The organism is Pandoraea pnomenusa, assembly GCF_040391475.1.
Taxonomy (GTDB): domain Bacteria; phylum Pseudomonadota; class Gammaproteobacteria; order Burkholderiales; family Burkholderiaceae; genus Pandoraea; species Pandoraea pnomenusa_C.
Window position 1 is genome coordinate 77,592 of sequence record NZ_JBEBXS010000004.1, and the last position, 25,136, is coordinate 102,727.

Genomic DNA, 25,136 nt, shown 5'->3' on the forward strand with positions numbered 1-25,136 from the left:
GGCCTGATGCAAAACAATGAATTCCCTCACGGAACAATCAACTTCGTAACAGGATTCCGTGCCTGCCGGCCCAATAAACGTAAAGAAACCCGCACGGTGCGCCTGGACGCTACGAGCGGGTCAAATTTGCTTGTTGTCAGGGGCCCTCCGCGCCTTGCAGAAGAAGCCAACATTTGACAGGAAGCGTCAACACAGACGTCCGCGAGGAATTCAAGCGGCGACTAAATGGTTAAATCCACGGCCGTGCTTTCAGGTGACGAGTTTCGAACTGCGCAACCTCATCCGAACGCTGCAGCGTGATCGCGACCTCATCGGCACCCGTTAGCAGACGAGCCTTCTGCGTCTCCTCGGTTTCAAATTTCAGCGTCTCGCCACTCGCTCCGATGACCGTTTGACTCGGCAAGTCGACCGTCAATTTGCAGCCAGGCGAAGACGCCACCGTCGAGAGAAGTGCGGTGACGTCGGCCTCCGGCAGGGCAACCGGCAACAGGCCAATCTTGTAGCAGTTATTCAGAAAGATATCGCCAAAGCTTTTGGCAATCAGCACACGGAACCCGGCCTGCTGCAACGCCCACGGCGCGTGTTCGCGCGAACTGCCACAGCCGAAATTCCGGCCGGCGACCAGAATTGAAGCCCCCTTGTAGCGAGGGAAATTCAAGGGGCATTCGGGATTCGGAACGCGTGTTTCAGGCGGTTTCCCGAAATAACCCGGGTCCTTGAATCGCCATTCATCAAATACGTACGGCCCAAATCCCGTCCGGGCAATCGCCTTCATGAACTGCTTCGGCATGATGGCATCTGTATCGACATTGTCTCGATCCAACGGCACCGCCAGCCCGACGTGACGCGAAAATGACTGCATCGATTTCAACCTCTTATGAAGCGTAGAACAGACGAATGTCCACGAAGTGGCCAGCAATGGCCGCCGCCGCGGCCATCGCCGGGCTCACCAGATGGGAACGCCCTCCCGCCCCCTGACGTCCCTCGAAGTTGCGGTTCGACGTTGATGCAACGCGCTCTCCGGGCTCAAGACGGTCCGGATTCATGCCCAAACACATTGAGCATCCCGCATCCCGCCACTCAAACCCGGCGTCACGAAACACTCGGTCCAAGCCTTCGAGCTCCGCCTGCCACTTGACCTCCGTTGAACCGGGGACGACCAGGGCTTGGGTAACATTCCCGGCAACGCGGCCACCGCTCTTCAGTACGACCGACGCAGCTTCCCGTAAGTCCTCGAGACGCCCATTCGTACACGACCCGATGAACACCTTGTCCAGCGCAATGTCGGTCATTTGAGTCCCGGGTGCCAGTCCCATATACTCAAGCGCCCGCAGATACCCATCACGACGCGACGCATCCTCTACTTCATGAGGGTCCGGTACAACGCCGTCTACGCCCACGACCATTTCCGGTGAGGTGCCCCAACTCACACGAGGCGACAGGTTTGAGACGTCGACGGTGACTTCCCTGTCGAAAACCGCGCCCGCATCGGAATACAGCGATCGCCACTCGTCGCAAGCTTGCGACCAAGTGGCACCTTGGGGTGCAAACTCTCTACCACGGCAATAATCGAGAGTCGTCTGGTCTACCGCGATGAGACCAGCACGAGCACCCGCCTCTATCGACATATTGCACAGCGTCATTCGCGCCTCCATCGAGAACGACATGACCACAGGTCCGGCGAACTCGATTGCGTATCCGGTCGCACCCGCCGTCCCGATGATCGCGATGAAATACAGCGCGACGTCTTTTGCACTGCAGCCAGGTGGCAGACTTCCCGTCAACGTGACGCGCATGCTTTTGCTACGCCGAGTCAATAAGGTCTGCGTGGCGAGCACGTGCTCGATTTCGGACGTGCCAATACCAAATGCCAAAGCGCCCAATGCACCGTGCGTACTCGTGTGCGAGTCTCCACAGACGATGGTCATCCCAGGCAGGGTCGCGCCGGTTTCCGGCGCGACCACGTGAACAATGCCCTGTCTTGCATCCGTCATGCCAAAGTGACGTACAGATGTGGCGGCGCAATTGCCGGCCAGCGTTTCCACCTGAATCTTCGAGGTGGGGTCAACGATGCCCTCCGACCGGCCGGTCGTCGGAACATTGTGATCCGCCACCGCCAAGTTGGATTGCGGGCGCCACAGGACACGCTGCTCAAGCCGAAGCGATTCAAATGCTTGAGGACTCGTCACCTCATTGATGAGATGCCTGTCGATGTACAGCAACGCCGTGCCGTCCGAATCTGAGCGCACCAGGTGCGCGTCGAAGATTTTGTCGTAGAGTGTACGTCCCATCCGGGTACTCCTCGGTCAAGATGCTGGTTTCCGCACCTGAGTCGCACGATCAGGTGGCATCCGGCGCTTTGGTTTGCAAACGTGCACGAATGGGACCGAGCACCTCGTCGTTATGTTCGCCAAGCGTCGGTGGTGCGACGACATGCGTCGAGCGCTCGCCGTCGAAGGAGACCGGCGGCCGAACCGTGCGGAATTCCCCCATGGTCTTGTGCTCGGTGCTGACCAAGATTTCCAGGTGTTTGGCCTGCGGATCCTCAAGCGCTTCACTCGCGTCATACATCGGTGCGTGCGGCACGTCGTGACCTTCGAGTCGTGCACACCAATCGCCACGCGGGCGCGTAGCGAAAATTCCCGACAAAATCTTGATGAGTTCCGTTTGATGAACAATGCGGCCCGATCTGTCAGAAAAGCGCGCGTCCTGGAACAGGGTCGGACGCTCGATAGCCTCGGCGAGGCCCTGCCAGAACTTCTCGGGGGAGGACATATGAAGGGCGAGCCACTTCCCGTCCGAACATTTCATGACATATGACTGCGACACGCTGGGGCGTGAATAGGGCCCCATCACCTCGCCGGCCGCGTAGTAATGCGTAAAGGCATCGAGGTTGAAGTGCGTCATAGCTTCAAGCATGGACACTTCCACTTTACGGCCAACGCCGGTGATGTTTCGCTCGTGCAAGGCGCCCAGAATGCCATAGGCAGCATAGAATCCCGTCAGTGAATCAGCGATAGCGGGCCCAACCACTCGGGGATTTTCCGGGTTGATCAACAATCCGAGGAAGCCGCTCGCGGCTTGTGCCACCGAGTCATACGCGGGCCGGCCCGCCGCGGGTCCCGTCGCGCCGAAGCCGCTAATCGAGCAGTAGATCAGGCGCGGATTGATCGTCTGGAGCCGCTGCGCGCCGGCATGCAACCGCTCCGCAGCGCCCGGACGAAAGTTTTGAATATAGACATCCGCATTGCGCACCAACTCGTCAAAGACCTCGAGATCCTGTTCGTTCTTGGTATTCAGCGTCACGCTGCGCTTGTTGCGGTTGTATGTCTGGTAGTGCGGGCTGTAGAGGCCACCTTTGAATGCCCGGAAAGGATCTCCGGTCTCGGGCTGCTCGATCTTGACGACATCGGCACCGAGATCGCCGAGCAACATTCCTGCCGCCGGTCCGGTAATGAAGGTACCTTGCTCGAGAACCCGAATACCGTCCAAAACCTTTGCCATAATTTTCACTCCGAATTTAACTTGTTTCGATGCCTCAGACTTCGGCATCGCCATTTATTGCGACGTGCACCAATGAGCACCCCCGATTCGGGTCTGGCGCGCTATCTGATCGACGCGTTTGCCAGGCGGCAATCGCATGACGAAAAAGCTCGACCACGCAGCGCACAACGACGTGCCAACGTCATCACCGCGTACTCAAAGCAGGTTGAATGGTGGCCACGTCGGCACTTATGCAAGTCTCATTGGCCGCCGGAAACGAAACCCTCCGGAGCTTCGCCGTCGTACACAACTTCGCGAGTCGCCTGGTAGGAAAGTGCAAAGCCGATCGATCTGTCCAACTCCTCCGTTAGATGACCGATCAGCCCCGCGGTCCGCGCGAGAATGGGGACGCCTTTGAGCGCCTTGAGCGGGAAACCAATGCCGAGCAGAACAGCAGGAATGGCCGCAGAGACATTCAGCATCAGGTTTTTTCCTGCGACCTCCGGAATGGCATGTTCTATGGCCTCGGCGATACGGATATACGTGAGGTCGACGTCAGCCTCCCGCGCGACCTTGAACAGCGCGTCGACGCGAGCATCGCGGCTCTTGTGAAGCGGATGTCCATAACCTGGAATGGCCTTCTTCTGTGCGCGGTATTCCTGGACGAGTTGCTTTGCGGCAGTCAGGAAGTCGGCGCTTTCGCCAGCACGCTCCTGAACTTCGACGAAGAGGCGCCCCGCAGTCTCCGAAGCTCCCAGAATCACCGAGCCACAGCCGAGAATGCCGGCGGCAACCGCGCCTTGAAGCGCGTCGGGTGCTGCGGCCAGCGTCATACGGCTAGCCTGGACACTCGGCACGAGACCGTGTTCGGCAATTGCGACCAGCGTCGCGTTCAAGACGGCGGTCGCCGCAGGCGTAGCCTGCTTCCCGGTGACAAGGAGGTGGAAATAATCCGTGAATGAAATCTTGCCAATGAGCTCGAGTGACAGGTCTTTCCCCCGAACAATGATGGTGTCGGGGTTGGATGTCGAAATGCTGGTCTTGGGTACTGTTTCCTTACCGATTTTCATGAGAGCTATTCCGATAGTTCAAGCTGAGTTTTTATGTGAGCGATTGGCTTTCGGTACAAAGCGGGAGTCGTATTCGCAAGTCCGGAACGGAACGTCAATCCGCCCGCCAGGCGACATCACGCCGCGCTCATATCGCTTGAGCGACGTGAAGCTGGCGAATGCGCAGCGTTATCGCCGTGCCAAGTCGATCTGATGCAAGAGGGGCCTGCGGACAATGGCTTCTTCGGCAATCGTGAGTGCCTTCAAACTCGTGGGCGTCGCCGCCTGGCGTCGCGGGGCCGCCCGTCTCGAAACGCAGTGGATGGCCGCCGCTCAGATGTCCATAATCTTCAGAGAAGAAGCATGCAAGGAGATGCCCGCCGTCCGAAGCCCCGATACCTGCGCGATGGCTCTGTACAGAGCCATCCGGCCATCGGCGCTCCAGTCAACTAAACAGTCAACTCGACTCGGGGAGTCGTCGCGTCAGAATCGCATCAGATCGCGCCCGACCACCACCTTGCCTTTGTAGAATTTTCTTACGCCCGCGGAGTAGGCCTCGTCCGGATCTTCCGGATTGCCCGGTCCGAGATGTGTCAGCACTACCATTCCGACATTGGCCTTCGCCGCAAGTTTTCCGACCTCTTCCGGCGTTGAGTGATCTTCCTGCATGTGGCGCAAAATGCCTTGGAGCCGCTCCTCCGAACCGCCGCTCACAGAGCGCAGCAACGGCTCCATCAGCTTTACGCTAATCACCTCGTGTACGAGGATATCGGCCCCGCGCGCAAAATCGACCAACTGCGGACACGGCCCCGTATCGCCACTGATAACGATGGTTTTTTGCGCGGTAGTAAAACGGTAGGCGAAGCTCAGATCTTTCGATGAAAGCTTGCTGTCAGCCGGAAAATGGAAATGGCAGTTTTGGATCGCATCCACTTTGACATTCTCGTCCTCATAAATACGCGACCCGGCGGCAATTTCCTTCACATGCACGAGGTCTTCCAAGCCCCCCTTGTAAAACTTTCCCATCTCCGCCATGCGGATGTCCTCGTTCGCGCTGAACGCCTCGATCAAGCCAGACACCAGTTTCGCGGTTCCACGGGGTCCAATCACTTCCGTAGGTGCGACTTTTCCCATCGTCCACGCAACCCCCAATAGCGGTCCCAGCCCCGCATTGTGGTCATCATGATTGTGCGTGATGAAAATATGATCGATGCTCCGGTACGGCACACCCGCCTTGCTCAATTGGCGTAACGTCCCGTCGCCGACATCTATCAGATAGCCTCGCCCGTTGACCATCAACAAGTCTGACGGCTGTGAACGCGTGGGACTTGGCGGCGGGCCGCCTTGCGTTCCCAACAGAATGAGTTCCGTACCCGCAGCCGGCGCTGTGGCAGGCGGTGTCGCGTACGCGAGCCCGCCCCCGAATGCCGCCGCAAGCCCCATCAAAACGCACGACGTATGCTTCGCCAACAACATCAGCCGCCCCAAATCAACACTCGTCCCCTTCATATTTCCCTCGTTCTCTAATGGTAGATGGCTAACACCACCGGGCTCGGCCTGTTCGGCCGAAAATTCGGATCGAATACCGGTTGTCGACGCGATGTCAGAAGAAATGCTCGATACCGCCAATTCCCATGTATTGATGGTTGTCGCCCGACGTCGGTGCTCCGAATATCTGCGCATTGCTTTGGCGCGACGCGATCTGCGCGATGCCTTGCAGGTAGATCAGCGTGCGTTTCGACAGGGAGTAGGTCAGTCCGGCGTTGAACTGGTTGTAGATTGCGGTCTGTGAATCTCTCGCATAGGTTCGCGTGTATCCCAACCCGAGCATGAGTGGCACACTCAGCTGATATGTTGCGCTCACGTCATAGTTGTCGAGCGTCGTGCTCGTGGCATCCAAATAGCGAAACCGAACGTTCGAATATATGGCGGCGACTGCCGCAGAACCGAAATCGTATTTGCCGCCCGCGACAAGAATCTCTTGCTTCTGGACGGAAGCGCCTCGGGCACTGGCGCGGAACAGGCCCGAATAGTCATTGTTGACGCCAACACCGGTCGAGCCTACCGCCCCGTTCGCGGTGGCGCCTGGGGAATCGAGCACCGTATACGTCGTCGCAACTTGCAACGGACCGCTCGCATACTTTGCCCCCACACTCCACAGCCGATTCAAATCGGCGGCGCCGGCCGTCTGGCTGAATGCGTAGGTGGCTCCCGCGGAAAAGCCGCCAAACGACGCACTCTTGAATTTGACCATGTTGCTGATCTTGGTCGACGCGTACAGATTGTCTGCATCGCCAATGTGAGCGCCCGACATGCCAGACCAGACATTCATGGCGGCAATGGTTCCGAAAAAATCCGCACCGAGATCTACCTGTCGCCCCAGCGTGAACGCGCCCGCTTTATCGTTCTGCAAACCTACATATGAAATGTTGAATGCCCGCCCGTTCGACTGCCCCGTGTTGACGAGGAAAGGCGCGCGCAACAGGAAGATGGCTTGCGTGGCGCCGCCAAGCGACTCAGTCCCTTTGAACTGAAAAGACGACGGAATGATTTGCCCGCTGGCTGCCTGCAGGACACCCGGGTTTCCACTCGGCGTGCCCACATGGCTTACGTAACGCAGGCCGGTGTCAAGTATCCCCGAGATGCTAACGCCATCTTGAGCGTATGCTGAGCCCATGGTCCCCGCTATCCAGACCGTAGTTATCAACACCGCTTTGCCCGCGAAATGTTTGCTTTGTTCTATCTTTTTCACAGCAAAAGTCTCCTCTACCCGCTGTCGAGCTTTCGCTCCGCAGTTCGTTTTATTTACATTGGAATTGGTGAGACGAAGGCGGTCTTTTATCCGTCGCTCACAGCGGAGGAAGGCGTCAAATCCGTCGCTCGTGCACTATCCTTGTGCCGGCGTATGAACGCAGAGAGTTCCCGTGCGAATCGAGCAGGATCTCCTAGAAATGGCGCATGTCCTTCGCCGTCATAGCGGGACACACTGACATTGCGCAAACGCTTCCTCAGCCGAAGTGCATGATCCGGGAGCACTACGCTGTCGCACATGCCATGGCTCACTAGCACCGGGATGCGAAGGTCGTCGATCAGAGCATCATATTGAAGCGGGCGCTGCCGTAGCCACTGTCTTTGCTCAGCGCTAACGGAAGAAAGCGCGTCGTGGGCGGCATGGTAGGCCGCGTCGCCACTACGCAGCCTGAGCACGTCGCGCAGAAACCTTTCGGCCGCTTGCTGTGCCACAGGCCCGGATACCGAACAAAGCTCGGCAAGCACACCATGGTCGCTACCTAGCAGCGTTGGATCGGAAAGACTGGCCGCACAGATCAAGTTTGCCGCGAAGATGCGGTCAGCACCCTTGTGTTCGACGTAATCGAGAAGCATCCGACCACCGAACGACCAGGCGACGGCGGCAAACCGGCTCACGCCTTCGCGCGCGACGACCGCGCCGAGATCGTCCGCCCACAGACGGCCGTCGGCATATGCGGCGCTCGTCGCTGGGCGCCCGGACGCGCCATGGCCGCGCAGATCGATTGCCAACACCCGAAACTCGCGCAGCAAGTCGCCGCTCAGCGCGGTTTCCCAGATTCGATGATCAAGTCCGAAGCCATGCAGAAACACCACCGGAATACCATTGGCATTGCCTGTCGTGCCGTAGGCGATCGGACAGCCGTCCGATGACTCAACCCGGCCCAGCGCCCAGCTTACCGAGCTTTGCTTCGATACGGCCGTATGCTCAACCATGGTGATAGTGCTTCTTCTTCAACGCGCTCCAGGCGTCCAGATCTGCATTCACCGATTGATATTTGTCCGCGAAGAAGCGCTCGGTGATGGGCACGTTGGCTGCAAACTCCACGCGCAAACCATTGGGGTCGTAGAAGTAGAGGGACTTGCAGTACCCGTGATCGATTTCCAGCACATCATGGCCCGCGGCATTCAGTCGCTGCTTGTATGAATCCAGGGTCGGTTCACCGCCACTGACCTCCATCGCGATATGGTGGCCGAACTGATCCACGTCTTCGAAGTCCCCGTCTTGGAAATGCGATGGGTAATCGAAAAACGCGAGCGCGCTACCGTCAGCGAGCTCGAAGTAGAGATGCATGTACGGATCGGCCTTGTTGGTGAGCGGATCGATAGGTTCAATACAAGCAGCAACCAGCGGCATGCCCAGCAAACCCTCATAGAAATCGCGCGTCTGGGCGGCATCGCGGCATCGAAATGCATGGTGATGCAACATCTTGACGCGGTTGGCACTACGCCGTTGCTCCGCGACCTTGGCCGCACATTCGAGATCGATGTCGTTGGGCGTCCAGTTCTCCAGGCTCATTGCGTTGTCTCCTTGCGGGTATTTGTTGTGTTTGGCCGGACCCGATCAACAGGGCACCGGCTATTGCTGCGCATCGTTTGATTGTCGCGGCGTCGGCACCGACTGATCGAAGCGTCAGCTTACCTATTGATTCAGCTTACCCTTCAACGAGAAGGCCGTACATATTGGTCTGTCGATGGTTTGCATCGACACGGTCGATTATTCAGTGGAAATTGAGCGATTGCCGGCCTGCGCCGCAGGCAAAATTCGTTTCGCCCCGCATTGCAGTACTCGCTGAGTCGCGGTGGTCTCGATTGACAGGCATCGGATCCTCAAGCGATGCTCGGCAAAGCGATTCAATCGGGCCGTCGATTTATGGTCTGCCGGAATTGTCTACCGATGGAATCTATGCAACTATCGACCCCCATTTCCTTTGAGCACGAGTCCCATGGAGCTTCGCCACCTCCGCTACTTTGAGGCGGTCGCCGAGACGCTCAACTTCACCAAAGCCGCCGAACGCGTGCACGTGACGCAATCGACGCTGTCGCATCAAATTAGGCAACTTGAAGAGGAGTTGGGCCATCCATTGTTCAATCGCAATGGAAAGCGGGTGACGATTACCGAGGCAGGCGAGACGCTACTGCGACATGTAGCGCCCGTGTTGCAGCAAGTTGACCTGGCTGTACGGGCGATGCGCGGCGGACAGGAAACGGTTGAGGGGGAAGTGCGGGTCGGAACGACGCAAAGCTTCAATCTGAGATTGGTCCCTCAATGCGTATCCGCTTTTCTAATGCGATATCCGTTGGTGCGGGTTGTGGTTGAGGAACTACCGGCCGCCGAGATTCTGGAGCGTTTGCGCAAGGGCGAACTGGACATCGGTATCTCATATCTCCCGGACGTATCGCATGATCTATGGTTCGAACAACTCTATGCAGAAGAGTTGATGCTCGTCGTTGGGCCTAATCATCCCATGGCCGGCCGGCGGCGTGTTCGCATGGTCGAACTTCACGGCATGCGGCTGGTACTCCTACCCTCACATTTCTCCACGCGGCAGCTGCTCGACGATTGCTTCACCACGTCTGGCGCCTCGCCGCTTGTTATCGCGGAACTCAATTCGATTGCCGCGATGATTGAAATTGTGCGGAACAGCGATATCGCTGCGATCGTCGGTCAAAGCGCCAACACTTCGAGCGAAGGAATCAAGTTCATTCCGTTGGAGGATCCTACTCCAATGCGCTCGCCTGGCCTATTGTGGCGCCGTGGGTCGCCACGCTCCACCGCGGCGAAGTATCTTGCCGTCATGATTCGCAGAGCGGTGGGCAAGGCCCGGCCGAAATAAGCGGCGAGGCGCTGGGCATTGCGGTGTATTTCTCGTTGCCGTCCGAGCGGGTGATTCGCACCGGGCGAGACGGCCAACCGCCGGTAGAATGGCCGCACCCGCGCCATCCGCACCGGAGTGGCGCATGCCACCTGCCGCTCATCCGAAACCCATGCGCCATCTCATCGCCGCCTCCCTGCTTTGCCTGCCGCTGCTCGCCCATGCCGATTGCAAGGATCGTTTCAACGAGTGGACGAAGGCGCTGCAGCCCGGGCGAACCGTCGACGCGGAATTCGCGGCCTGCAAGGTCTGGCCGGCGAATCCGGCGCAGACACTGGCCATCCTGCCGATGAGGCAAGCTGGCGGCACCGACGACGACAAGGTCTACGACGTGGAAGTGCTCGTCGCCGACAGCCAGAGCGGCAAGATCCTCGTGCATCGCTTCGAAAAATCGGCCATCACGTCCGACGCCATCATGCTGCGCGGCCTCGCGCTCGATACCGCTCCATGGCGCCTCACGCCGCAGGTGCTGGCGTTCGGTGTACGCACCACGTTCGAGGGCTCGTCGCGCGTGAACCCGTTCTCGCAAACGACGCTCGGCCTCTACGTGCTCGATGGCACGAAACTGCGCAAGGTGCTCGACAACCTCGTCACGCAGGCGGGCGGCGGAGAATGGGACGGCAATTGTGCCGGCAGCTTCGACGACACATCGCGTGCCGTCTCCGTGGGCGCCGCCGGGAAAGACGGCTACGCAAGGCTGATCGTCAGCGCGAAAACCACGACGACCACCAACAAACCGACGCGCAACGACTGTGCGAGCAAGGACATCACGTCGAAGGCCGCGAACGTCACCCTCGACTACGACGGCACCCGATATGTGGTGCCGAAAGCCCTGGCAGGCAGTTGAGCCAACCGACGCCGTCGCGGCGGCGGTGACTGCCGCTGCCGGGAACGCCCGGGCACCGCAGCGCCGACGGCCGGCCCGGTGCGACATAAGGACGCAGCGCCCGGCACCATGACACCGTCACTGCCCCGTTCGGACGGACCTCCTGTCCCGCACGGCACGCGGGTGAACCCTTGCGAAGCCCGTGGTCATTCGGCAAACGTCCGCACCCCACGTATACTGAGAATCATTATTGTTCTTGTTTTAGACCTCCCATGCAGTTGTCGGCCTTGAAGAAGGGCAGCACCGCCACCGTGGTGTCTGTCGACGATCGCGCGCAGCCCGATGCGATCGCCCATCGTTTGCGCGAACTGGGTTTCGTGGCGGGCGAACCCGTGCGGGTCGTGGCGCTCGCGCCCTGGGGCGGCAACCCGATGGTCGTTCAGGTGGGGGCCACCCGCTTCGCGCTGCGGCGCGACGAAGCCGAACGCGTTCAGGTACGGCAAGGGTGAATCCGATGGCATCCACGACGCTGCGCATCGCCCTCGTCGGCAACCCGAATTGCGGCAAGACGGCACTCTTCAATCGGTTGACCGGTGCTCGCCAGAAGGTCGCGAACTACGCCGGTGTCACTGTCGAGCGCAAGGAAGGCGCCTTCGTCTCGCCGACCGGCAAGACGATTCGCGTACTCGACCTGCCCGGCACCTACAGCCTGTCCGCCACCAGTCTTGACGAGAAGGTCACGCACGACGTGCTCCACGGCCGCTACGCGGGCGAACCGGAGCCCGAACTGATCGTCTGCGTGGTGGACGCGACGAACCTGCGCCTTCACCTGCGGTTCGTGCTCGAAGTCCTTTCGCTGGGACGCCCCACCGTACTGGCGCTGAACATGATGGACGCCGCGCGCCGCCGGGGCATCGAGATCGATGTCGCGGCACTGTCGCGCGAGCTGGGCGTTCCCGTGATCGAGACGGTGGCGATTGCGCGCAATGGCGTGCGTGCGCTCATCGAAACGCTCGATGGCGACTCACCCGCCGGACACGCGCACAGCGGCGCCAACGGCCGCGGATTCGACCTGGCGGGACGCGATCTCCATGCCGAGGTGCGAAACGTCATGGCTGCCTCGGTCAGCCTGCCCGCGACCGCCGATGGCCTCGACGAGCGTCTCGACCGGATTGCGCTGCATCCGATCCTGGGCATGGTCGTGCTGTGCATCGTGATGTTCCTCATCTTTCAGGCCGTGTACTTCATCGGCAAGCCGATGACCGACGCCATCGGCGACGGTTTCGGCTGGCTCGGCGGGCAAGCCGGCGAATGGCTGCCTGATGGCCCACTGCGAAGCCTGATCGTCGACGGCCTGTTCGGCGGTCTGGGAACCGTGCTGGGGTTCCTGCCCGAAATTCTGGTGCTGTTCTTCTTCATCCTCGTGCTGGAGGAATCGGGCTATCTGCCGCGCGCCGCGTTCCTGCTCGACCGCATGATGGTCAAGGTCGGCCTGACCGGACGCTCCTTTATCCCGCTGCTCTCGAGCTTCGCATGCGCGATTCCCGGCATCATGGGCACGCGCAGCATTGCCGATCCGCGTCAACGCCTGACGACGATTCTCGTCGCACCGCTCATGACGTGCTCGGCGCGTCTGCCGGTGTATGCGCTGCTGATCGGCGCCTTCATTCCGGATCGTCCGGTGCTGGGGATTTTCAAGTTGCCGGGGCTCGTGCTGTTCGCGATGTACGCCGCCGGGATTCTGGGCGCGATGGCCGTCGGCTGGGTCTCGAAGCGCATTCGCGGTACGCGCTCCCAGCCGCCATTGCTCATGGAGTTGCCGTCGTATCGCATGCCGAAGGCGCGCAACCTCGCACTGGGCCTCTGGGAACGCGGCTGGATTTTCGTGCGCCGGCTCACCGGCGTGATTCTCGCGCTCACGGTGCTCATGTGGTTCATCTCGACGTTCCCGTCGGCACCTGCGGGCGCAACGGGGCCTGCCATCGACTACTCGTTTGCGGGCTATATCGGTCGTGCGCTCGGTGTGATCTTCGCGCCGCTGGGCTTCAACTGGCAGATCAGCATTTCACTGGTCCCGGCGTTCGCCGCACGCGAGACTGCCGTGACGGCATTGGCAACGGTCTATGCCGTGGCGGGTGGCGCGGATGACGCGGCTGGACTGGCGAGTGCGTTGTCGTCGAATTTCTCCGTCGCGACAGCGCTCTCCCTGCTCGCCTGGTTCGCCTTTGCACCGCAATGCATGTCCACGCTCGCGGTGATCCGCCGCGAGACCCGGTCCTGGCGCTATGTGCTGATCTCGTTCGGCTACATGTTCGGCCTGGCTTACGCCGTGTCGTTCGTCACGTATCGCCTGGCGATGTGGCTGCTTTGAGATAGGGAGACGTCTGCCATGACACACACCGCGCAATATGTCGTCGTCGGCGCGATCGTCGCCGCGAGCGCGCTGGCCGTGCTGCGGCATGTGCTGCCACGTCCGACCCGCGCGGTGACGCGGTGGTGTCTGAACGTGCTGGCGCGATGCGGTGTCCCGATCCCGCAACGCTGGCGCAATGAAAGCGCCCCGACATCGGGATGCGCCAGCGGGTGCTCAAGCTGCTCGACGTCCCAATGCACGACGCCGGCGCCGGCGAAGGCGTCGCCCGTCCGGTTTTACCGCAAGAAACCGGCAGAGATGTCGGAGCCCCGTTAAAGGCCCACCCGAGGCCCGCTCGAGGCCTACTCGACCGTGCGCAAGGCGCCGGTGGTATCGGCAGAGCTTTCGGGTTTGCGTCGCACGGCATAGCCGCTATGGGTGTCCGGGCCCCAGCTGAGTCCGATCTTCCAACCGGTCTCCGACACCACCGTTTTCGCCAACATCGCCGAAATCATGCCACCGCTATACCCGATGAACTTGAGCGGACGACCGTCGACGGCTCTTGCCATGAACAGCACCGGCCCACGCGGCACCGATTGCTGACAGCGAATGACCTCGCTGTCGCCGGGCTTTTCACTGGCGCTGAAGTTATTGGCAATACGATCGCCGGGATATCCGCAGTTCAGATAAACGTAATCGACCGAAGTCTCGCCGTTCGTCAGCCTCACGTTTGCCGATGCGATGCCGCTGTTGTCGCGATTGAATCGCAAGTCGATCTGCGTGAACTCGAATGCCTTCGGCCCCGCCTGCGCCACCACCTCGTAAGACCCGGAAAATCGGGCCAGCGTCTCCGGCGACGATGGCACATTGGCACATCCCGTCACCGCGAGCGCCAGTGCGCAAACGGCGGTCCATCCAAAATATCTGTTCGTTTTCATGAGGCACCACGCGGCACACCGACGGACCCTGCGAGCGATGACGCAGGATCAGGCCGGCACCGTCGATTATTTTCGGGTGTTGATGTAGATCGGCGAGTACGTCGAGTAATAGAGGGCGTTCGAGAAAATGACACCGCGGATCGACTTCCCCTCCGGGACGCCCGCATCCTTGATGGATTCGAATGCCTGCTTCGTCTCTTTCTCAGGATTGGCGGTCGCTTCGTCGTTGAAGACGGCAAGACCAAGCAGACGCTTCTTCTCCGTCAACTGCACCTGACGCATACCGCCAAACGCCGTATAAGCCACCTGATCGACGCCTTTGAGCGGGATCGTCATGAGGTTTTCGTACTTCGTGCCGAAGGCATTCCATGACGCGACGTAGACCGTATCGCGCGTCAATGCGAAGACGCAGGGCTTTTGCGATCCGACATTGTTTTCCGGTGTCGTGACGAAGACCTCGCAACGGCCGTGCTGGACGACATCGCCCGTGACCGCAGGCATGTCGTGTTTCAGCGTTTCGACAAACGCGGCGCGGTCGTAATAGACCATGGCTCGGGCGACCGGCACGGGACTCGGCCCCGTACAGGCACTCAACGATGCGATGAATGCCCCGCCAACAATCGTTCTGATGAGAAACATGGCTCGATTTTTCCGTGGGAATTGAGGACTGCCTCACGTTATCGGCCGAATTCGAGAAAAGTTTAGGAGTTCGACGAGGTCGCCGCCTGATTTCACCGCTTTCGATACCCCATTTTGGTCAAAAGCAGACCGCCGGCGATAAGCGCATAATCTTTCATCAAGCCCCTTCAGACTCCCCTTATCCGGCGCGCCCGACTCCGCGAGTCAACGCTTGCCGGCTTCCCGGCAATCTCGCATTGCCCAGTGATCTCTCGATTGCCCCCTATCTTTCCAGGAGCACTGCCATGAAGGCATTCGGTTACGCCACGACATCCCCCAGCAACAAACTCGCCCCGTTCCCGTTCGAGCGGCGCGAGCCCCGGCCGGAGGATGTCGTGATCGAAATTCTCTACTGCGGCATCTGTCACTCCGACATTCACACGGCGCGTGAGGAATGGGGCGGTACACATTACCCGTTTGTGCCGGGCCACGAAATCGTCGGTCGTGTATCGGCAGTCGGCGGCAAGGTCACGAAGTACAAGGCGGGCGATCTCGTCGGTGTCGGATGCATGGTCGATAGCTGCCGCCACTGCGCGTCGTGCTACGACGGTCTGGAACAGTATTGCGAGAATGGATTCACCGCGACCTACGACAGCGAAGACAAGATCGGCGGCACGCCGCATGAATTCACGTTGGGCGGGTATGCGGACCGGATCACGGTCGATCAGCACTTCGTGCTGCGCATTCCCGAGAATCTCGATCCCGCGGCCGCAGCGCCATTACTTTGCGCGGGGATCACCACCTACTCGCCGTTGCGTCACTGGAAGGTCAGTCCCGGTCAAAACGTCGGCGTCATCGGACTGGGCGGCCTCGGGCACATGGGGGTGAAGTTCGCCCACGCGATGGGCGCGCATGTCGTCATGGTCACGACGTCGCCGGAGAAAGGCACACACGCAAAGGCACTCGGCGCGGACGAGGTATTGATTTCCAAGGACGCAGCGGCAATGGAGAAGGCGGCGGGCACGTTCGATTTCCTGCTCAACACAATTCCCGTGGGGCATGACACCGATCCGTACATGAATCTGCTCAAGCGCGACGGCACGATGGTGATTGTCGGGGCCGTCGAGCCGTTGACCCACACCAATGGCGTGCCCTTCATCTTCAAGCGACGCAGCATGGCCGGCTCGCTGATTGGTGGCATCGCCGAGACGCAGGAGATGCTCGACTTCTGCGGTCGGCACAACATCGTCTGCGACATTGAGATGGTCGCCATGAAAGACGTGAACGAAGCCTACGACCGGACCGTCGCGGGCGATGTCCATTACCGCTTTGTCATCGACATGGCCACGCTGCACGATACCGCCAGGACCTGATCGGCAGTCACGTCCGTCCCGCGCCGCGCACGTGACTCGTGCGCGGCGTTTTCCTTGGCTGCGCCGCACAAGCGCGTCGGGATAAACCCGAAGGCGCCTGAAGGACCACGTCCGTTGAGTCATATCCGACGGGCTTCTGCGGGGCGCGACGGGTAGGCACGGGAAACTGTCGGTGCAAATTGGGGTGGCGAGACGCAAATGTCTGACTAAACTTCCTAAGTGCACGAGACGCGTGGAAATCGCTCAAGACGGTTCGTCCAGGCCGTTCGTTTCGTAATACGAAGCGGGCGATGCGGACTAAGCGCGCGGTGCGAGGTCAAAGTGGGGCCAGCCGTAGCGTTGCCATTCCTTCACGGGAGGCATGTCCATGACGTGCCTGAACAAATGGATGATCGGCGCTTGTGTCGCCACGCTGTGCAGCGCGGCGATTGCTGATGGCGCCAACGGAACATCATCCGAACAGATGATGTTGGCCAACGTGGGCCCGGCGCCCCTCCCTATCCATGTGCCCCCGCCCCCCGCGCCGGTCTCCGTCGCGGTCGTCCCGCCGGTGCCTGTGACGGTGTATCCGTTCGGCCGCGAAGGTTCGGAAGCCGTATCCCGGACCGACCGCGTCGACGTGACGGACTTCGCCAACGACAACACGCTGCTCTATACCCGGATCGAGGCGGTGAACAGTGCCGTGGCGCCGAGCGATAACCATCGGGCGGACTGGGTCGGCCCATCGGGCAGCGCGGCGGTTGCGGAATCGAAACCGCGTTACCTGTTTATCGGACCGTCGACGTCGCCCACACTGTCGTTCGTTCAATGGAACAACATGGACGACAAACTCGGCTCGGATCCAAAGCGTGGCCTCTCCCTGAAGACCGACTCATGGACCGTGTCAGCCACCGCGCGCGTGCCGTTGCTCGGGCAACACGATATCGGGGCGACGGTTTATGTGAAACGGCGGTTTTGAAAGGGGCACGACAGCGTTTGGTGTCCTGTACGCTCGCGACCGCACAGTCGCGACACACGAAGCGGTGGCCCATCCTCGCCCGCATGGCCTCCGAATTGTCTCCAGATTGAAGCCTCGACCTCAGTTGCCTAACAAGTCGAGCGCTATCTGATCTATGCTTCCCGTCGAGATCCGGCGCCGAAGGTCACGGCGTTTTCCGATCCGCTCGTGAGTTGTCTCGAATCCTCTGGAAAGCACGCATGAAATCCACTTCCGCCCCGGTGCTCGATCACGCCGTCATCAATGTCAAAGGCGAACTCGAAGCTTCGGTGATTACCTATCAACGGCTGGGCTTCTCGCTCACCGAACGCGGCCACCACTCGCTCGGCAGCAGCAACCATCTGGCGATCTTCGGGGAGAATTACCTCGAACTCCTCGGCTTCGAGGCAGGGAAATCGACCGTTCGCCCGGACGTCATGCAAGCCCCGCTCGGCCTGACAGGTCTCGCGTTCAAAACGTCCGACATCGACGCCCTCTTCGCCCACCTCCGGGCGCGCGACATCGGTGCCGAAGCACCCGCCGAGTTCTTCCGTCCCGTCACGCTGCCCGACGGCACCACGCAGAACGCGCGCTTTCGCACGATGCGTCTGTCCAATGAACTGGTGCGCAACGGCCGGACCTTCTTCTGCCATCACTTCACGCCGGAACATGTCTGGCGCGACGAATGGCGCGATCATCCGAACGGCGTGATCGACATCGTCGGGTACGTCATCGCCTCGCCCGACCCTGCCGTCACCGCCGCGCTCTACGACCGGATGTTCGGCCCCGGCGTTCTGGACACGGCCGGTACATCGGGCCTTTCGTTCCAAGCGGGCGTTGCACGCGTGCATTTCGTCACGCCGACGCAAGCCGAGCAACAGTTCGGCGCCGTCGAGGCGACTTCGGACGGCAGCGAGCGCGGCGTCGCGCTTGTCCTGCGCACCCGCTCGCTCGACCAGACGCAAGCCACGCTACGCGAAAACGGTGTGCCGTGGACGATACGTGACGACGGTTCCCTGCTCGTGAGCGCCGCCGACGCGTTTCACGTCGCGCTCCTGTTTGTCGAAGGGGACGACAGCGATTCCCGCGCTGCCTGATATGGCATGACACGGCATGACGCCGCGCGATGTCGCGTGGTAACGCAGACCAAGCGTCAGTACCCGCGCACGGCGTCGTAGACGAACGGCAGCGCTTCGCCCCGCCGATGCGCATCCAGCACGCTGACCACCTGACGCGCCCGCGCCGCATACGACACCGTCGACGCGATGTGCGGCGTGACGAGCACTCTCGGATGTCGTCGCAACGCACTTTCGGGCGGTAGCGGTTCGATATCGAACACGTCCACGACAGCCGAACGCAAACGACCGCTGTCGAGCGCATCGAGCATGGCCTGGGTGTCGAGATGCGCACCGCGCCCGACCTGGATGAGACTCGCGCCCGGCGGCAGACGCGCAAACAACCCGCGCCCGAGAATGCCGCGCGTGGCGAGCGTGTCGGGCAATAGATTGACGAGGATATCGGTCTCGGCAAGCAGTGCGTCGAGCTGCGCTGCGCCCGCAAAGACGCGCAGGTTCGGGAGTGGCTTCGGTGTACGCGTCCAACCACTCACCTGAAAGCCATTGGCTTGCAGACGCGCAGCCACGGCTCGCCCCAACTCCCCCAACCCCAGCACGCTGACCCGCGTATCGCGCGCGAGACGCCCGGTCAGTTCGTTCGCCCACCGTCCCTCACGCTGCGCGACAACCAGTGACGGCAGATCACGTACGATCGCCAGCGCCGAGAGCGTCACGAAATCGCTCATGCGCTCTCGCGTTTCATCGGTCACCATGCGCACGATCGGTATGCCCACCGGCAATGTCGGGTCCGCGAGGATATGGTCGACGCCCGCCGCCGCACTCAGAATGAGACGCAAGCGCGGGTAATGCGCGAGCCGTCCGTGATCGGGCTGATAGACCAGCGCATACTTCACACTGCGCGCGTCGACAAACGGGTCGTCCCAGCCGTACACGCGCAAGCCGGGCAAGAGCCTCGCGAAATGGTGCTGCCATTCGGTCAGCGCAGCCGCGCCGCCCGACTTGATCAATAACGTATCGCCTTGCATGACTTCGGGGATTGGCGCGTCGCGCGCTCGCGAGCGCCATAGGAAAAAAGCGGTCTTTCATCCTACGGGCAGCCGAACTCGCCACTAAGCATTTCTTATCGAAAAGCTTATGAATATCCCCCAGAAATGCATGCGACACCTCACCCATGGGCGTTCCGTTCAGACGCCGGGCCAGCCATCGCGAAATTTTTTTCTCGATTTGAGCGGCGCCAGTCTCATCGGCTAGATCGCTGCATCGCCAAGGCAAACGTCCGCCGGACGGGCATCATCACCATGCTGCAACGCAACAATACCGATGATTGTTGCTATATTCACAATAATCAAACCGGTGCACAGGCATTGTCTGCCCCCGTGCCGAACCGCTATAGTGGCCCCGCCCCCGCGACGCGACGGTCATCGCCGTTGCGTCATGTTGCAAACGTAGTTATCAATGCGATCCCCCGATCGTCAGTAGAAATGAGAGACACAGCTACCACCAACGCCGGAATCGACACGCCGCCCACCCCCGAAGAAGTCCGCAAGCGCGTTTTCGCGATTGTCGCGGCCTCGTCAGGGAACCTCGTCGAGTGGTTCGACTTTTACATCTATGCGTTCTGCGCGATCTATTTCGCGCCCGCGTTCTTCCCCAGCTCGGACCCCACGGCGCAGTTGCTCAACACCGCCGGCGTGTTCGCCGCCGGCTTCCTGATGCGCCCCATCGGCGGCTGGATCTTCGGTCGCATCGCCGACCGCAACGGCCGCAAGAACTCGATGGTCATCTCGGTGATGATGATGTGCTTCGGCTCGCTGCTGATCGCGGCACTGCCCACGCACGCCGCCATCGGTAACTGGGCGCCGGCGCTGCTGTTGCTGGCGCGTCTGCTGCAAGGTCTGTCGGTCGGTGGTGAATACGGCACGACCGCCACGTACATGAGTGAAGTGGCGCTCAAGGGCCGTCGCGGCTTCTTCTCGTCGTTCCAGTACGTCACGCTCATCGGCGGCCAGTTGCTCGCCGTGTTGGTCGTCGTGATCCTCCAGCAACTGCTCTCCGAAGCCGAACTCAAGGCCTGGGGCTGGCGCATTCCGTTCGTGGTCGGTGCGATCACCGCCATCGTCGCGCTGCTGCTGCGTCGCACGCTGCATGAAACGTCGACGAGCGCGAGCCGCAACAACAGCGAAGCCGGTACGCTCGCGGGTCTGTTCCGTCACCACAAGGCCGCGTTCTTCACGGTGCTCGGCTACACGGCCGGCGGTTCGCTGATCTTCTACACGTTCACCACGTACATGCAGAAGTATCTGGTGAACACTGCGGGCATGCCGATCAAGACCGCCAGCTACATCATGACGGCCTGCCTCTTCGTCTACATGTGCATGCAGCCGATTTTCGGCATGCTCTCGGACAAGATCGGCCGCCGCAACAACATGCTGCTGTTCGGTGCGCTCGGCGCGATTGCCACGGTACCTATCCTGACCACGCTCAAGACCGTGCAGAGCCCGACCGCCGCGTTCGTCCTGATCTGTGTGGCGCTCGCCATCGTGAGCTTCTACACGTCGATCAGCGGTATCGTGAAGGCCGAGATGTTCCCGATCGAAGTGCGCGCACTGGGCGTCGGCCTGGCCTACGCCGTCGCCAACGCGATCTTCGGCGGCTCGGCCGAATATGTCGCGCTCGGGCTGAAGAAGGCCGGCATGGAGCCGACGTTCTACTGGTATGTCACGGCCATGATGGTGGTGGCGTTCCTGGTGAGCCTGCGACTGCCGCGTCAGGCGAAGTACCTGCATCACGAACACTGATCGCAACGGCCGGACGGGGTGCCCGACACCCCCCGTCACCGGCCGGACATCGCGTCTCCCGCTTTACCTCGCGCGCACACACTGTCGTGTGCGCGCGACGGCCTCGCTTCCTCCCAAGTCACCTCCTCCCCGCATCTGCGCGTCAGGTTTCAAGCGCGAGCGACGTCGTCGCTTAAAATCGCTTGACCCTCACGTTGCGTGAGGCTTCAGCCTTGTCACACGCCAGAAGATCAAGGGAGTTCCGATGCACCTCAAAGTCGGTGAATTAGCCAGACGTAGCGGCCTGACGGTGCGCACGCTTCACCACTACGACACGCTCGGGTTGCTCACGCCTTCGGCGCGCTCCGATGCCGGATATCGGCTCTACGATCGCAGCGACATCGCCCGTCTGCATCAGATTCAGGCGTTGCGACGCTTCGGCATGTCGCTCTCCGACATCGGTCAATGGCTGGCAAACCGGGACGTCCCGCTAGACGCGCTGATTGCGCGCCAGATCGACATGCTCACGCAGCAGATCGACGACGCGGGCCGTCTGCGCGAGCGCCTCGTGCGGCTGCAATCGCAGCTCGCCTCGGGCGAAGCCCCGGAACTGGCCGAATGGTTGACAACGCTGGAGCTCATGAACATGTACGACAAATACTTCACGCCGGAAGAACTCGCCCGCTTTCCCCTCTATCAGAACAAGCAGGCACACGAATCCGACTGGCCGGCCATCGTGGCTGAAGTGCGCGCACTGATGACGCGCGGCGAGCCGTCGACGGGCGAGGCGGCGCAGGCGGTGTCGCGCCGCTGGATGGCGATGATCCAGCGCGATACGGCCGGCGACGCGCGTCTGCTCGCCAAGCTCATCACCATGCATAACAGCGAGCCGACGCTCCGCACGCAGACCGGCATCACTGAAGACCTGATGCAATATCTGAAGGAAGCCGCCGTGCAGTCGAAGCTGCGCATCATGCGCAAGTACCTCGACGATGCCGAGTACCGCTTCATGGCGGCGAACATCCTGAAGTACAACGACGAATGGCCGGCGCTCATCGGCGCACTGCGCGAACAATGCGAAGCGGGCACGCCGCCCGACGCGCCCGCCGTGCAGGGACTGATTCAGCAGTGGATGACGTACTTCCGCTCCTACGCGGGAGACGATCCCGTCACGCACGCGAAGATTCGCGAAGCGTATCGCGTCGAACCGGAATTGACGGCGGGGTCGATGATCGATGCGCCGCTGCTCGAGTACGTGAAGCAAGGCATCGGGATCATGATGCAGCGGCACGCACCGAAGTAATCGACGCGAGTCGCGAGAGGTCGCAAGGGATTCAGGCGTCGTCGCCCGCCGCCTGACGCGCGCTCTGCCAGATGGCGTCGAGCACATGGTGCGGCTGGTGACGCCGCCGGTAGAGCGCGATGTCGAACCCGATCTGCCAGTCCTTGCCGCCGACGATGGCCAGTGTGCCGCGCGAAACATCGTCGGCCACCAGACGCTGCGGCAGCCACGCGATGCCAGTGCCACGGCGCGCCATCGCCAGAATGGCCTCGTAGGAGTCGGCCTGATACACGGGCTTGAGCGTCGGACGATTCGGCATCTCCGCGAGATGGCGAGCCAGCACGGCGCGCAACGTCAGCGTACGGGTGAACGCGAGCCAGGGGATCGGCGCAGGGCCGCCCGAGAGGCGATACCTGGCGCGCCCCTTGGCGTCGAGCGCGCTGACGGGCACCAGCACTTCTCGCGCCACACTCAGCCAGTCGAATCGCTCCTGGTCGATCAGCAATCGGGTGTGCGCGCTCGAATACACGATCAGCAGATCGACCTCACCTGCCGCCAGACGCAGAATGGCTTCTTCCGCGCCGCTGGTCGACAGCGTTGCGGTGAAGAAGCCGATGCGCGAGACCATCTGATCGTACCAATCGGGAAAGAACGTCGCGGCCAGCGTGCGGCCGGTGGCGATCTTCAGATTGTTTTCCAGCGTGGGCGCGGCGTCCTGCAGCTGCGTGCGGGCGCCATGAAGGATGTCGAGCGCGTTGGTCGCGGCATCGAGAAACACCGTACCGGCCGCCGTCAGTTCGAGCGGCTTGCTGCGCTCGACGAGCCGCGTGCCGACCCACTCTTCCAGCGCACGAATGCGCCGCCCGAAGGCGGGGTGCGTGACGAAGCGATTCTCCGCCGCGCGCGTGAAGCTGCGCGTGCGTGCAAGTTCGACGAAGTCTTCCAGCCATCGTAGTTGCATGCCGTGTCCTCACCCGATCGTCGTGGCGTCGCTATCCGGATTCGCTGTCTGACGCGCTCAGGCCTTGGAAAGCGACTTGAGCGCGTGCTTGATGCCGTCGGAAACGCTCGTGCCTTCGGGCACGGTCTTGACCGCGGCGAGGGCTTCCTTGTCCGAATACCCCAGCGCCAGCAGCGCGTTGACGACATCGCTCTTGTGATCGTGCGGCGCTGCGGCACCGGCCACGGTCCCCAACTGCGCGCCGAGCTTGCCCTTGAGTTCGAGCAGCAGGCGCTCGGCCGTCTTCTTGCCGATGCCGGGGATCTTGGTCAGGCGTCCCGACTCTTGCAGGGTGACAGCCTGCGCGATATCCGCCACGCTCATGCCCGAGAGAATCGCCAGCGCCGTGCGCGCGCCAACGCCGGAAATCTTGAGCAGTTCGCGGAACGTGTTGCGCTCGTCGGGCGAGCCGAAGCCGAACAGCAGCTGGGCGTCTTCGCGCACGATGAACTGCGTGAGCAGCGTCACGCGCTCACCGATGTTCGGCAGGTTGAAGAATGTGCTCATCGGCACCGAGATTTCATAGCCCACACCCTGGCAATCGACCAGGATGTGGGGCGGATTCTTTTCCAGCAACGTGCCGGAGATGCGGCCAATCATTGACGCCCCGAGAGAGTGACTTCGACAGGCGGCAAGTTTAGCAAACGGCCGCCCGTGGAGGACGGACTCGATGCGCCCGTCACTGCCTTACCCCTCCCCCCCGACACCCGCCACGGCGTCGCCGGTCGAGCGCGTGGCCGCGCTGCGCAGGCATTCAAGCGCCGCCGCGACGGCCGCGCGATTCGCGCCGTCGTCGCGCCAGTACATCGAGATCGCACCGAAGCCAGCCAGACGTAGCGGCACGATGCGCAGTGCGCCGAGCGCCTGCAAGCGACTCGCCGTGCGGTGCGACGCCAACCCGATCATGTCGCTGTTGTTGAGCAGGGTGAGGTTGAGGATCGTGGAATTCGACTCGACGGTGTCGTTCGGCAGCGGATAACCGGCTTCGGCGAGCGCCGCCTCCAGCGCGTTGCGAATCGGCGTGCCGCGTGGCCACACGACCCAGCGGTAGCGCTGGATGTCGGGCCACTGCACCTCCGCAAGCGAAAACACCGGATGCCTCGCCCGGGCGACGAAGTGCAGCGGCTCCAGATAAAGCGCCTCCGCGCGCACGTTGCGATCCTGCAATTCGGGTGCGGAGCGTCCCACCACGATATCGATCTCGCTGTGCGCCAACTGATTCATCAGCCGGTCCATCGTGTTCTCGATCACGCGCGCCTGCGCACGCGGCATGCGCTGCAGGAGCAACAGCACCGCGAGCGGCACGGTGTCCGCCGACGACGCCCCCGACGTGCCGATCGCCACCAGCCCGCTGCCGCCTTCGCGCATGGCGTCGAGATCGTCTCGCGCCGTATCGAGCTGCGCCTCGATGCGACGGGCGTGCTGGATCAGGGATTCCCCGTACACGGTCGGACGCAATCCGCGCGCCTGGCGCTCGAAAAGCGGTAGCCCGATATCGTCCTCCAGGTCCTTGAGCCACTTCGACAAACCAGGCTGCGTCGTGTTGAGCAACGTCGCGGATTGGCTCATGTTGCCAGTCTCCGCAAGGGTCAGGAGCATCTGCAGGTTGCGCAGACGCAGGCGATGGGTCCAGTCCATGCGCAGTCTCCGGGGCGCCCGGAAGGCGCCCACAAAATCGCCAAAGCCATACGATTTTTCGTA

At 61.5% G+C, this 25,136-nt stretch carries 24 protein-coding genes; 10 read left to right on the plus strand and 14 right to left on the minus strand.

The window, feature by feature from the left end; all coding sequences use genetic code 11:
- Positions 1 to 229: 229 nt before the first annotated feature.
- The 8 genes from leuD to ABWO90_RS06080 form a co-directional block, all read right to left on the minus strand.
- A complete protein-coding gene (leuD, locus tag ABWO90_RS06045) occupies positions 230 to 862 on the minus strand; it encodes a 3-isopropylmalate dehydratase small subunit (RefSeq protein ID WP_353190301.1) in 633 nt (210 codons plus the stop codon).
- 13 nt (positions 863 to 875) lie between these two features.
- A complete protein-coding gene (gene leuC, locus ABWO90_RS06050; RefSeq protein WP_353190302.1) occupies positions 876 to 2,291 on the minus strand; it encodes a 3-isopropylmalate dehydratase large subunit in 1,416 nt (471 codons plus the stop codon).
- Positions 2,292 to 2,340: 49 nt separating this feature from the next.
- Positions 2,341 to 3,504 carry a CaiB/BaiF CoA transferase family protein gene (locus ABWO90_RS06055; protein WP_353190303.1) on the minus strand — a complete coding sequence of 388 codons (1,164 nt, stop codon included), beginning with the start codon at positions 3,502 to 3,504 and terminating at the stop codon, positions 2,341 to 2,343.
- Between the two features lie 239 nt (positions 3,505 to 3,743).
- A complete protein-coding gene (locus tag ABWO90_RS06060; protein WP_353190304.1) occupies positions 3,744 to 4,553 on the minus strand; it encodes a citryl-CoA lyase in 810 nt (269 codons plus the stop codon).
- A gap of 462 nt (positions 4,554 to 5,015) precedes the next feature.
- Positions 5,016 to 6,161 (minus strand): MBL fold metallo-hydrolase, encoded by a 1,146-nt coding sequence (locus tag ABWO90_RS06065; RefSeq protein WP_353190305.1) that lies wholly within the window; start codon positions 6,159 to 6,161, stop codon positions 5,016 to 5,018.
- Entirely contained in the window at positions 6,136 to 7,284 is a 1,149-nt protein-coding gene (locus ABWO90_RS06070; RefSeq protein WP_353190306.1) for a porin, read from the minus strand. The genes ABWO90_RS06065 and ABWO90_RS06070 overlap by 26 nt, the downstream gene beginning before the upstream one ends.
- An 86-nt stretch (positions 7,285 to 7,370) precedes the next feature.
- Positions 7,371 to 8,276, minus strand: a complete 906-nt coding sequence (locus ABWO90_RS06075; protein WP_353190307.1) for an alpha/beta fold hydrolase — start codon at positions 8,274 to 8,276, stop codon at positions 7,371 to 7,373.
- On the minus strand, positions 8,269 to 8,859 hold the full coding sequence (locus tag ABWO90_RS06080; protein ID WP_353190308.1) for a VOC family protein: 591 nt from the start codon (positions 8,857 to 8,859) through the stop codon (positions 8,269 to 8,271). The genes ABWO90_RS06075 and ABWO90_RS06080 overlap by 8 nt, the downstream gene beginning before the upstream one ends.
- A 427-nt stretch (positions 8,860 to 9,286) precedes the next feature.
- Here ABWO90_RS06080 and ABWO90_RS06085 point away from each other — a divergent pair, with 427 nt between their 5' ends.
- The 5 genes from ABWO90_RS06085 (at position 9,287) to ABWO90_RS06105 (ending at position 13,731) form a co-directional block, all read left to right on the plus strand.
- Positions 9,287 to 10,177: a LysR substrate-binding domain-containing protein gene (locus ABWO90_RS06085; protein WP_353190309.1), complete on the plus strand. Its 891-nt coding sequence runs from the start codon at positions 9,287 to 9,289 to the stop codon at positions 10,175 to 10,177.
- Between the two features lie 124 nt (positions 10,178 to 10,301).
- A complete protein-coding gene (locus tag ABWO90_RS06090; RefSeq protein WP_353190310.1) occupies positions 10,302 to 11,063 on the plus strand; it encodes a PA3715 family protein in 762 nt (253 codons plus the stop codon).
- Positions 11,064 to 11,314: 251 nt separating this feature from the next.
- Positions 11,315 to 11,551, plus strand: a complete 237-nt coding sequence (locus ABWO90_RS06095) for a FeoA family protein (protein WP_353190311.1) — start codon at positions 11,315 to 11,317, stop codon at positions 11,549 to 11,551.
- Positions 11,552 to 11,556: 5 nt separating this feature from the next.
- Positions 11,557 to 13,413, plus strand: coding sequence for a ferrous iron transporter B (feoB, locus tag ABWO90_RS06100; RefSeq protein ID WP_353190312.1), 1,857 nt, complete (start codon positions 11,557 to 11,559; stop codon positions 13,411 to 13,413).
- Between the two features lie 18 nt (positions 13,414 to 13,431).
- Positions 13,432 to 13,731 (plus strand): DUF6587 family protein, encoded by a 300-nt coding sequence (locus ABWO90_RS06105; RefSeq protein ID WP_353190313.1) that lies wholly within the window; start codon positions 13,432 to 13,434, stop codon positions 13,729 to 13,731.
- Between the two features lie 26 nt (positions 13,732 to 13,757).
- On the opposite strand, the gene ABWO90_RS06110 is transcribed toward ABWO90_RS06105, so the two are convergent.
- Together ABWO90_RS06110 and ABWO90_RS06115 are read right to left on the minus strand one after the other, a co-directional pair.
- Positions 13,758 to 14,333 carry a hypothetical protein gene (locus ABWO90_RS06110; RefSeq protein ID WP_353190314.1) on the minus strand — a complete coding sequence of 192 codons (576 nt, stop codon included), beginning with the start codon at positions 14,331 to 14,333 and terminating at the stop codon, positions 13,758 to 13,760.
- A 66-nt stretch (positions 14,334 to 14,399) separates the two neighbouring features.
- Entirely contained in the window at positions 14,400 to 14,972 is a 573-nt protein-coding gene (locus ABWO90_RS06115) for a hypothetical protein (protein WP_353190315.1), read from the minus strand.
- 284 nt (positions 14,973 to 15,256) lie between these two features.
- On the opposite strand from ABWO90_RS06115, the gene ABWO90_RS06120 reads away from it, so the two are divergent.
- From ABWO90_RS06120 to ABWO90_RS06130, 3 genes are all read left to right on the plus strand, one after another.
- A complete protein-coding gene (locus ABWO90_RS06120; protein ID WP_353190316.1) occupies positions 15,257 to 16,324 on the plus strand; it encodes an NAD(P)-dependent alcohol dehydrogenase in 1,068 nt (355 codons plus the stop codon).
- 367 nt (positions 16,325 to 16,691) lie between these two features.
- A complete protein-coding gene (locus ABWO90_RS06125) occupies positions 16,692 to 17,282 on the plus strand; it encodes a hypothetical protein (RefSeq protein WP_353190317.1) in 591 nt (196 codons plus the stop codon).
- A 239-nt stretch (positions 17,283 to 17,521) separates the two neighbouring features.
- A complete protein-coding gene (locus ABWO90_RS06130) occupies positions 17,522 to 18,397 on the plus strand; it encodes a VOC family protein (protein ID WP_353190318.1) in 876 nt (291 codons plus the stop codon).
- Between the two features lie 56 nt (positions 18,398 to 18,453).
- Here ABWO90_RS06130 and ABWO90_RS06135 read toward each other — a convergent pair whose 3' ends face one another.
- The gene (locus ABWO90_RS06135; protein WP_353190319.1) at positions 18,454 to 19,401 is read right to left on the minus strand and encodes a 2-hydroxyacid dehydrogenase; all 948 of its coding nucleotides are present in this window, start codon (positions 19,399 to 19,401) and stop codon (positions 18,454 to 18,456) included.
- Positions 19,402 to 19,857: 456 nt separating this feature from the next.
- On the opposite strand from ABWO90_RS06135, the gene ABWO90_RS06140 reads away from it, so the two are divergent.
- Entirely contained in the window at positions 19,858 to 21,174 is a 1,317-nt protein-coding gene (locus tag ABWO90_RS06140) for an MFS family transporter (RefSeq protein WP_353190320.1), read from the plus strand.
- Positions 21,175 to 21,418: 244 nt separating this feature from the next.
- On the plus strand, positions 21,419 to 22,456 hold the full coding sequence (locus ABWO90_RS06145; protein WP_353190321.1) for a MerR family transcriptional regulator: 1,038 nt from the start codon (positions 21,419 to 21,421) through the stop codon (positions 22,454 to 22,456).
- 31 nt (positions 22,457 to 22,487) lie between these two features.
- On the opposite strand, the gene ABWO90_RS06150 is transcribed toward ABWO90_RS06145, so the two are convergent.
- The 3 genes from ABWO90_RS06150 to ABWO90_RS06160 all read right to left on the minus strand — a co-directional run bounded on the left by ABWO90_RS06150 (position 22,488) and on the right by ABWO90_RS06160 (position 25,073).
- Positions 22,488 to 23,396 carry a LysR family transcriptional regulator gene (locus ABWO90_RS06150; protein ID WP_353190322.1) on the minus strand — a complete coding sequence of 303 codons (909 nt, stop codon included), beginning with the start codon at positions 23,394 to 23,396 and terminating at the stop codon, positions 22,488 to 22,490.
- A gap of 57 nt (positions 23,397 to 23,453) precedes the next feature.
- Entirely contained in the window at positions 23,454 to 24,035 is a 582-nt protein-coding gene (ruvA, locus tag ABWO90_RS06155; protein ID WP_353190323.1) for a Holliday junction branch migration protein RuvA, read from the minus strand.
- 87 nt (positions 24,036 to 24,122) lie between these two features.
- Positions 24,123 to 25,073, minus strand: a complete 951-nt coding sequence (locus ABWO90_RS06160; protein WP_353190324.1) for a LysR family transcriptional regulator — start codon at positions 25,071 to 25,073, stop codon at positions 24,123 to 24,125.
- Positions 25,074 to 25,136: the final 63 nt, after the last annotated feature.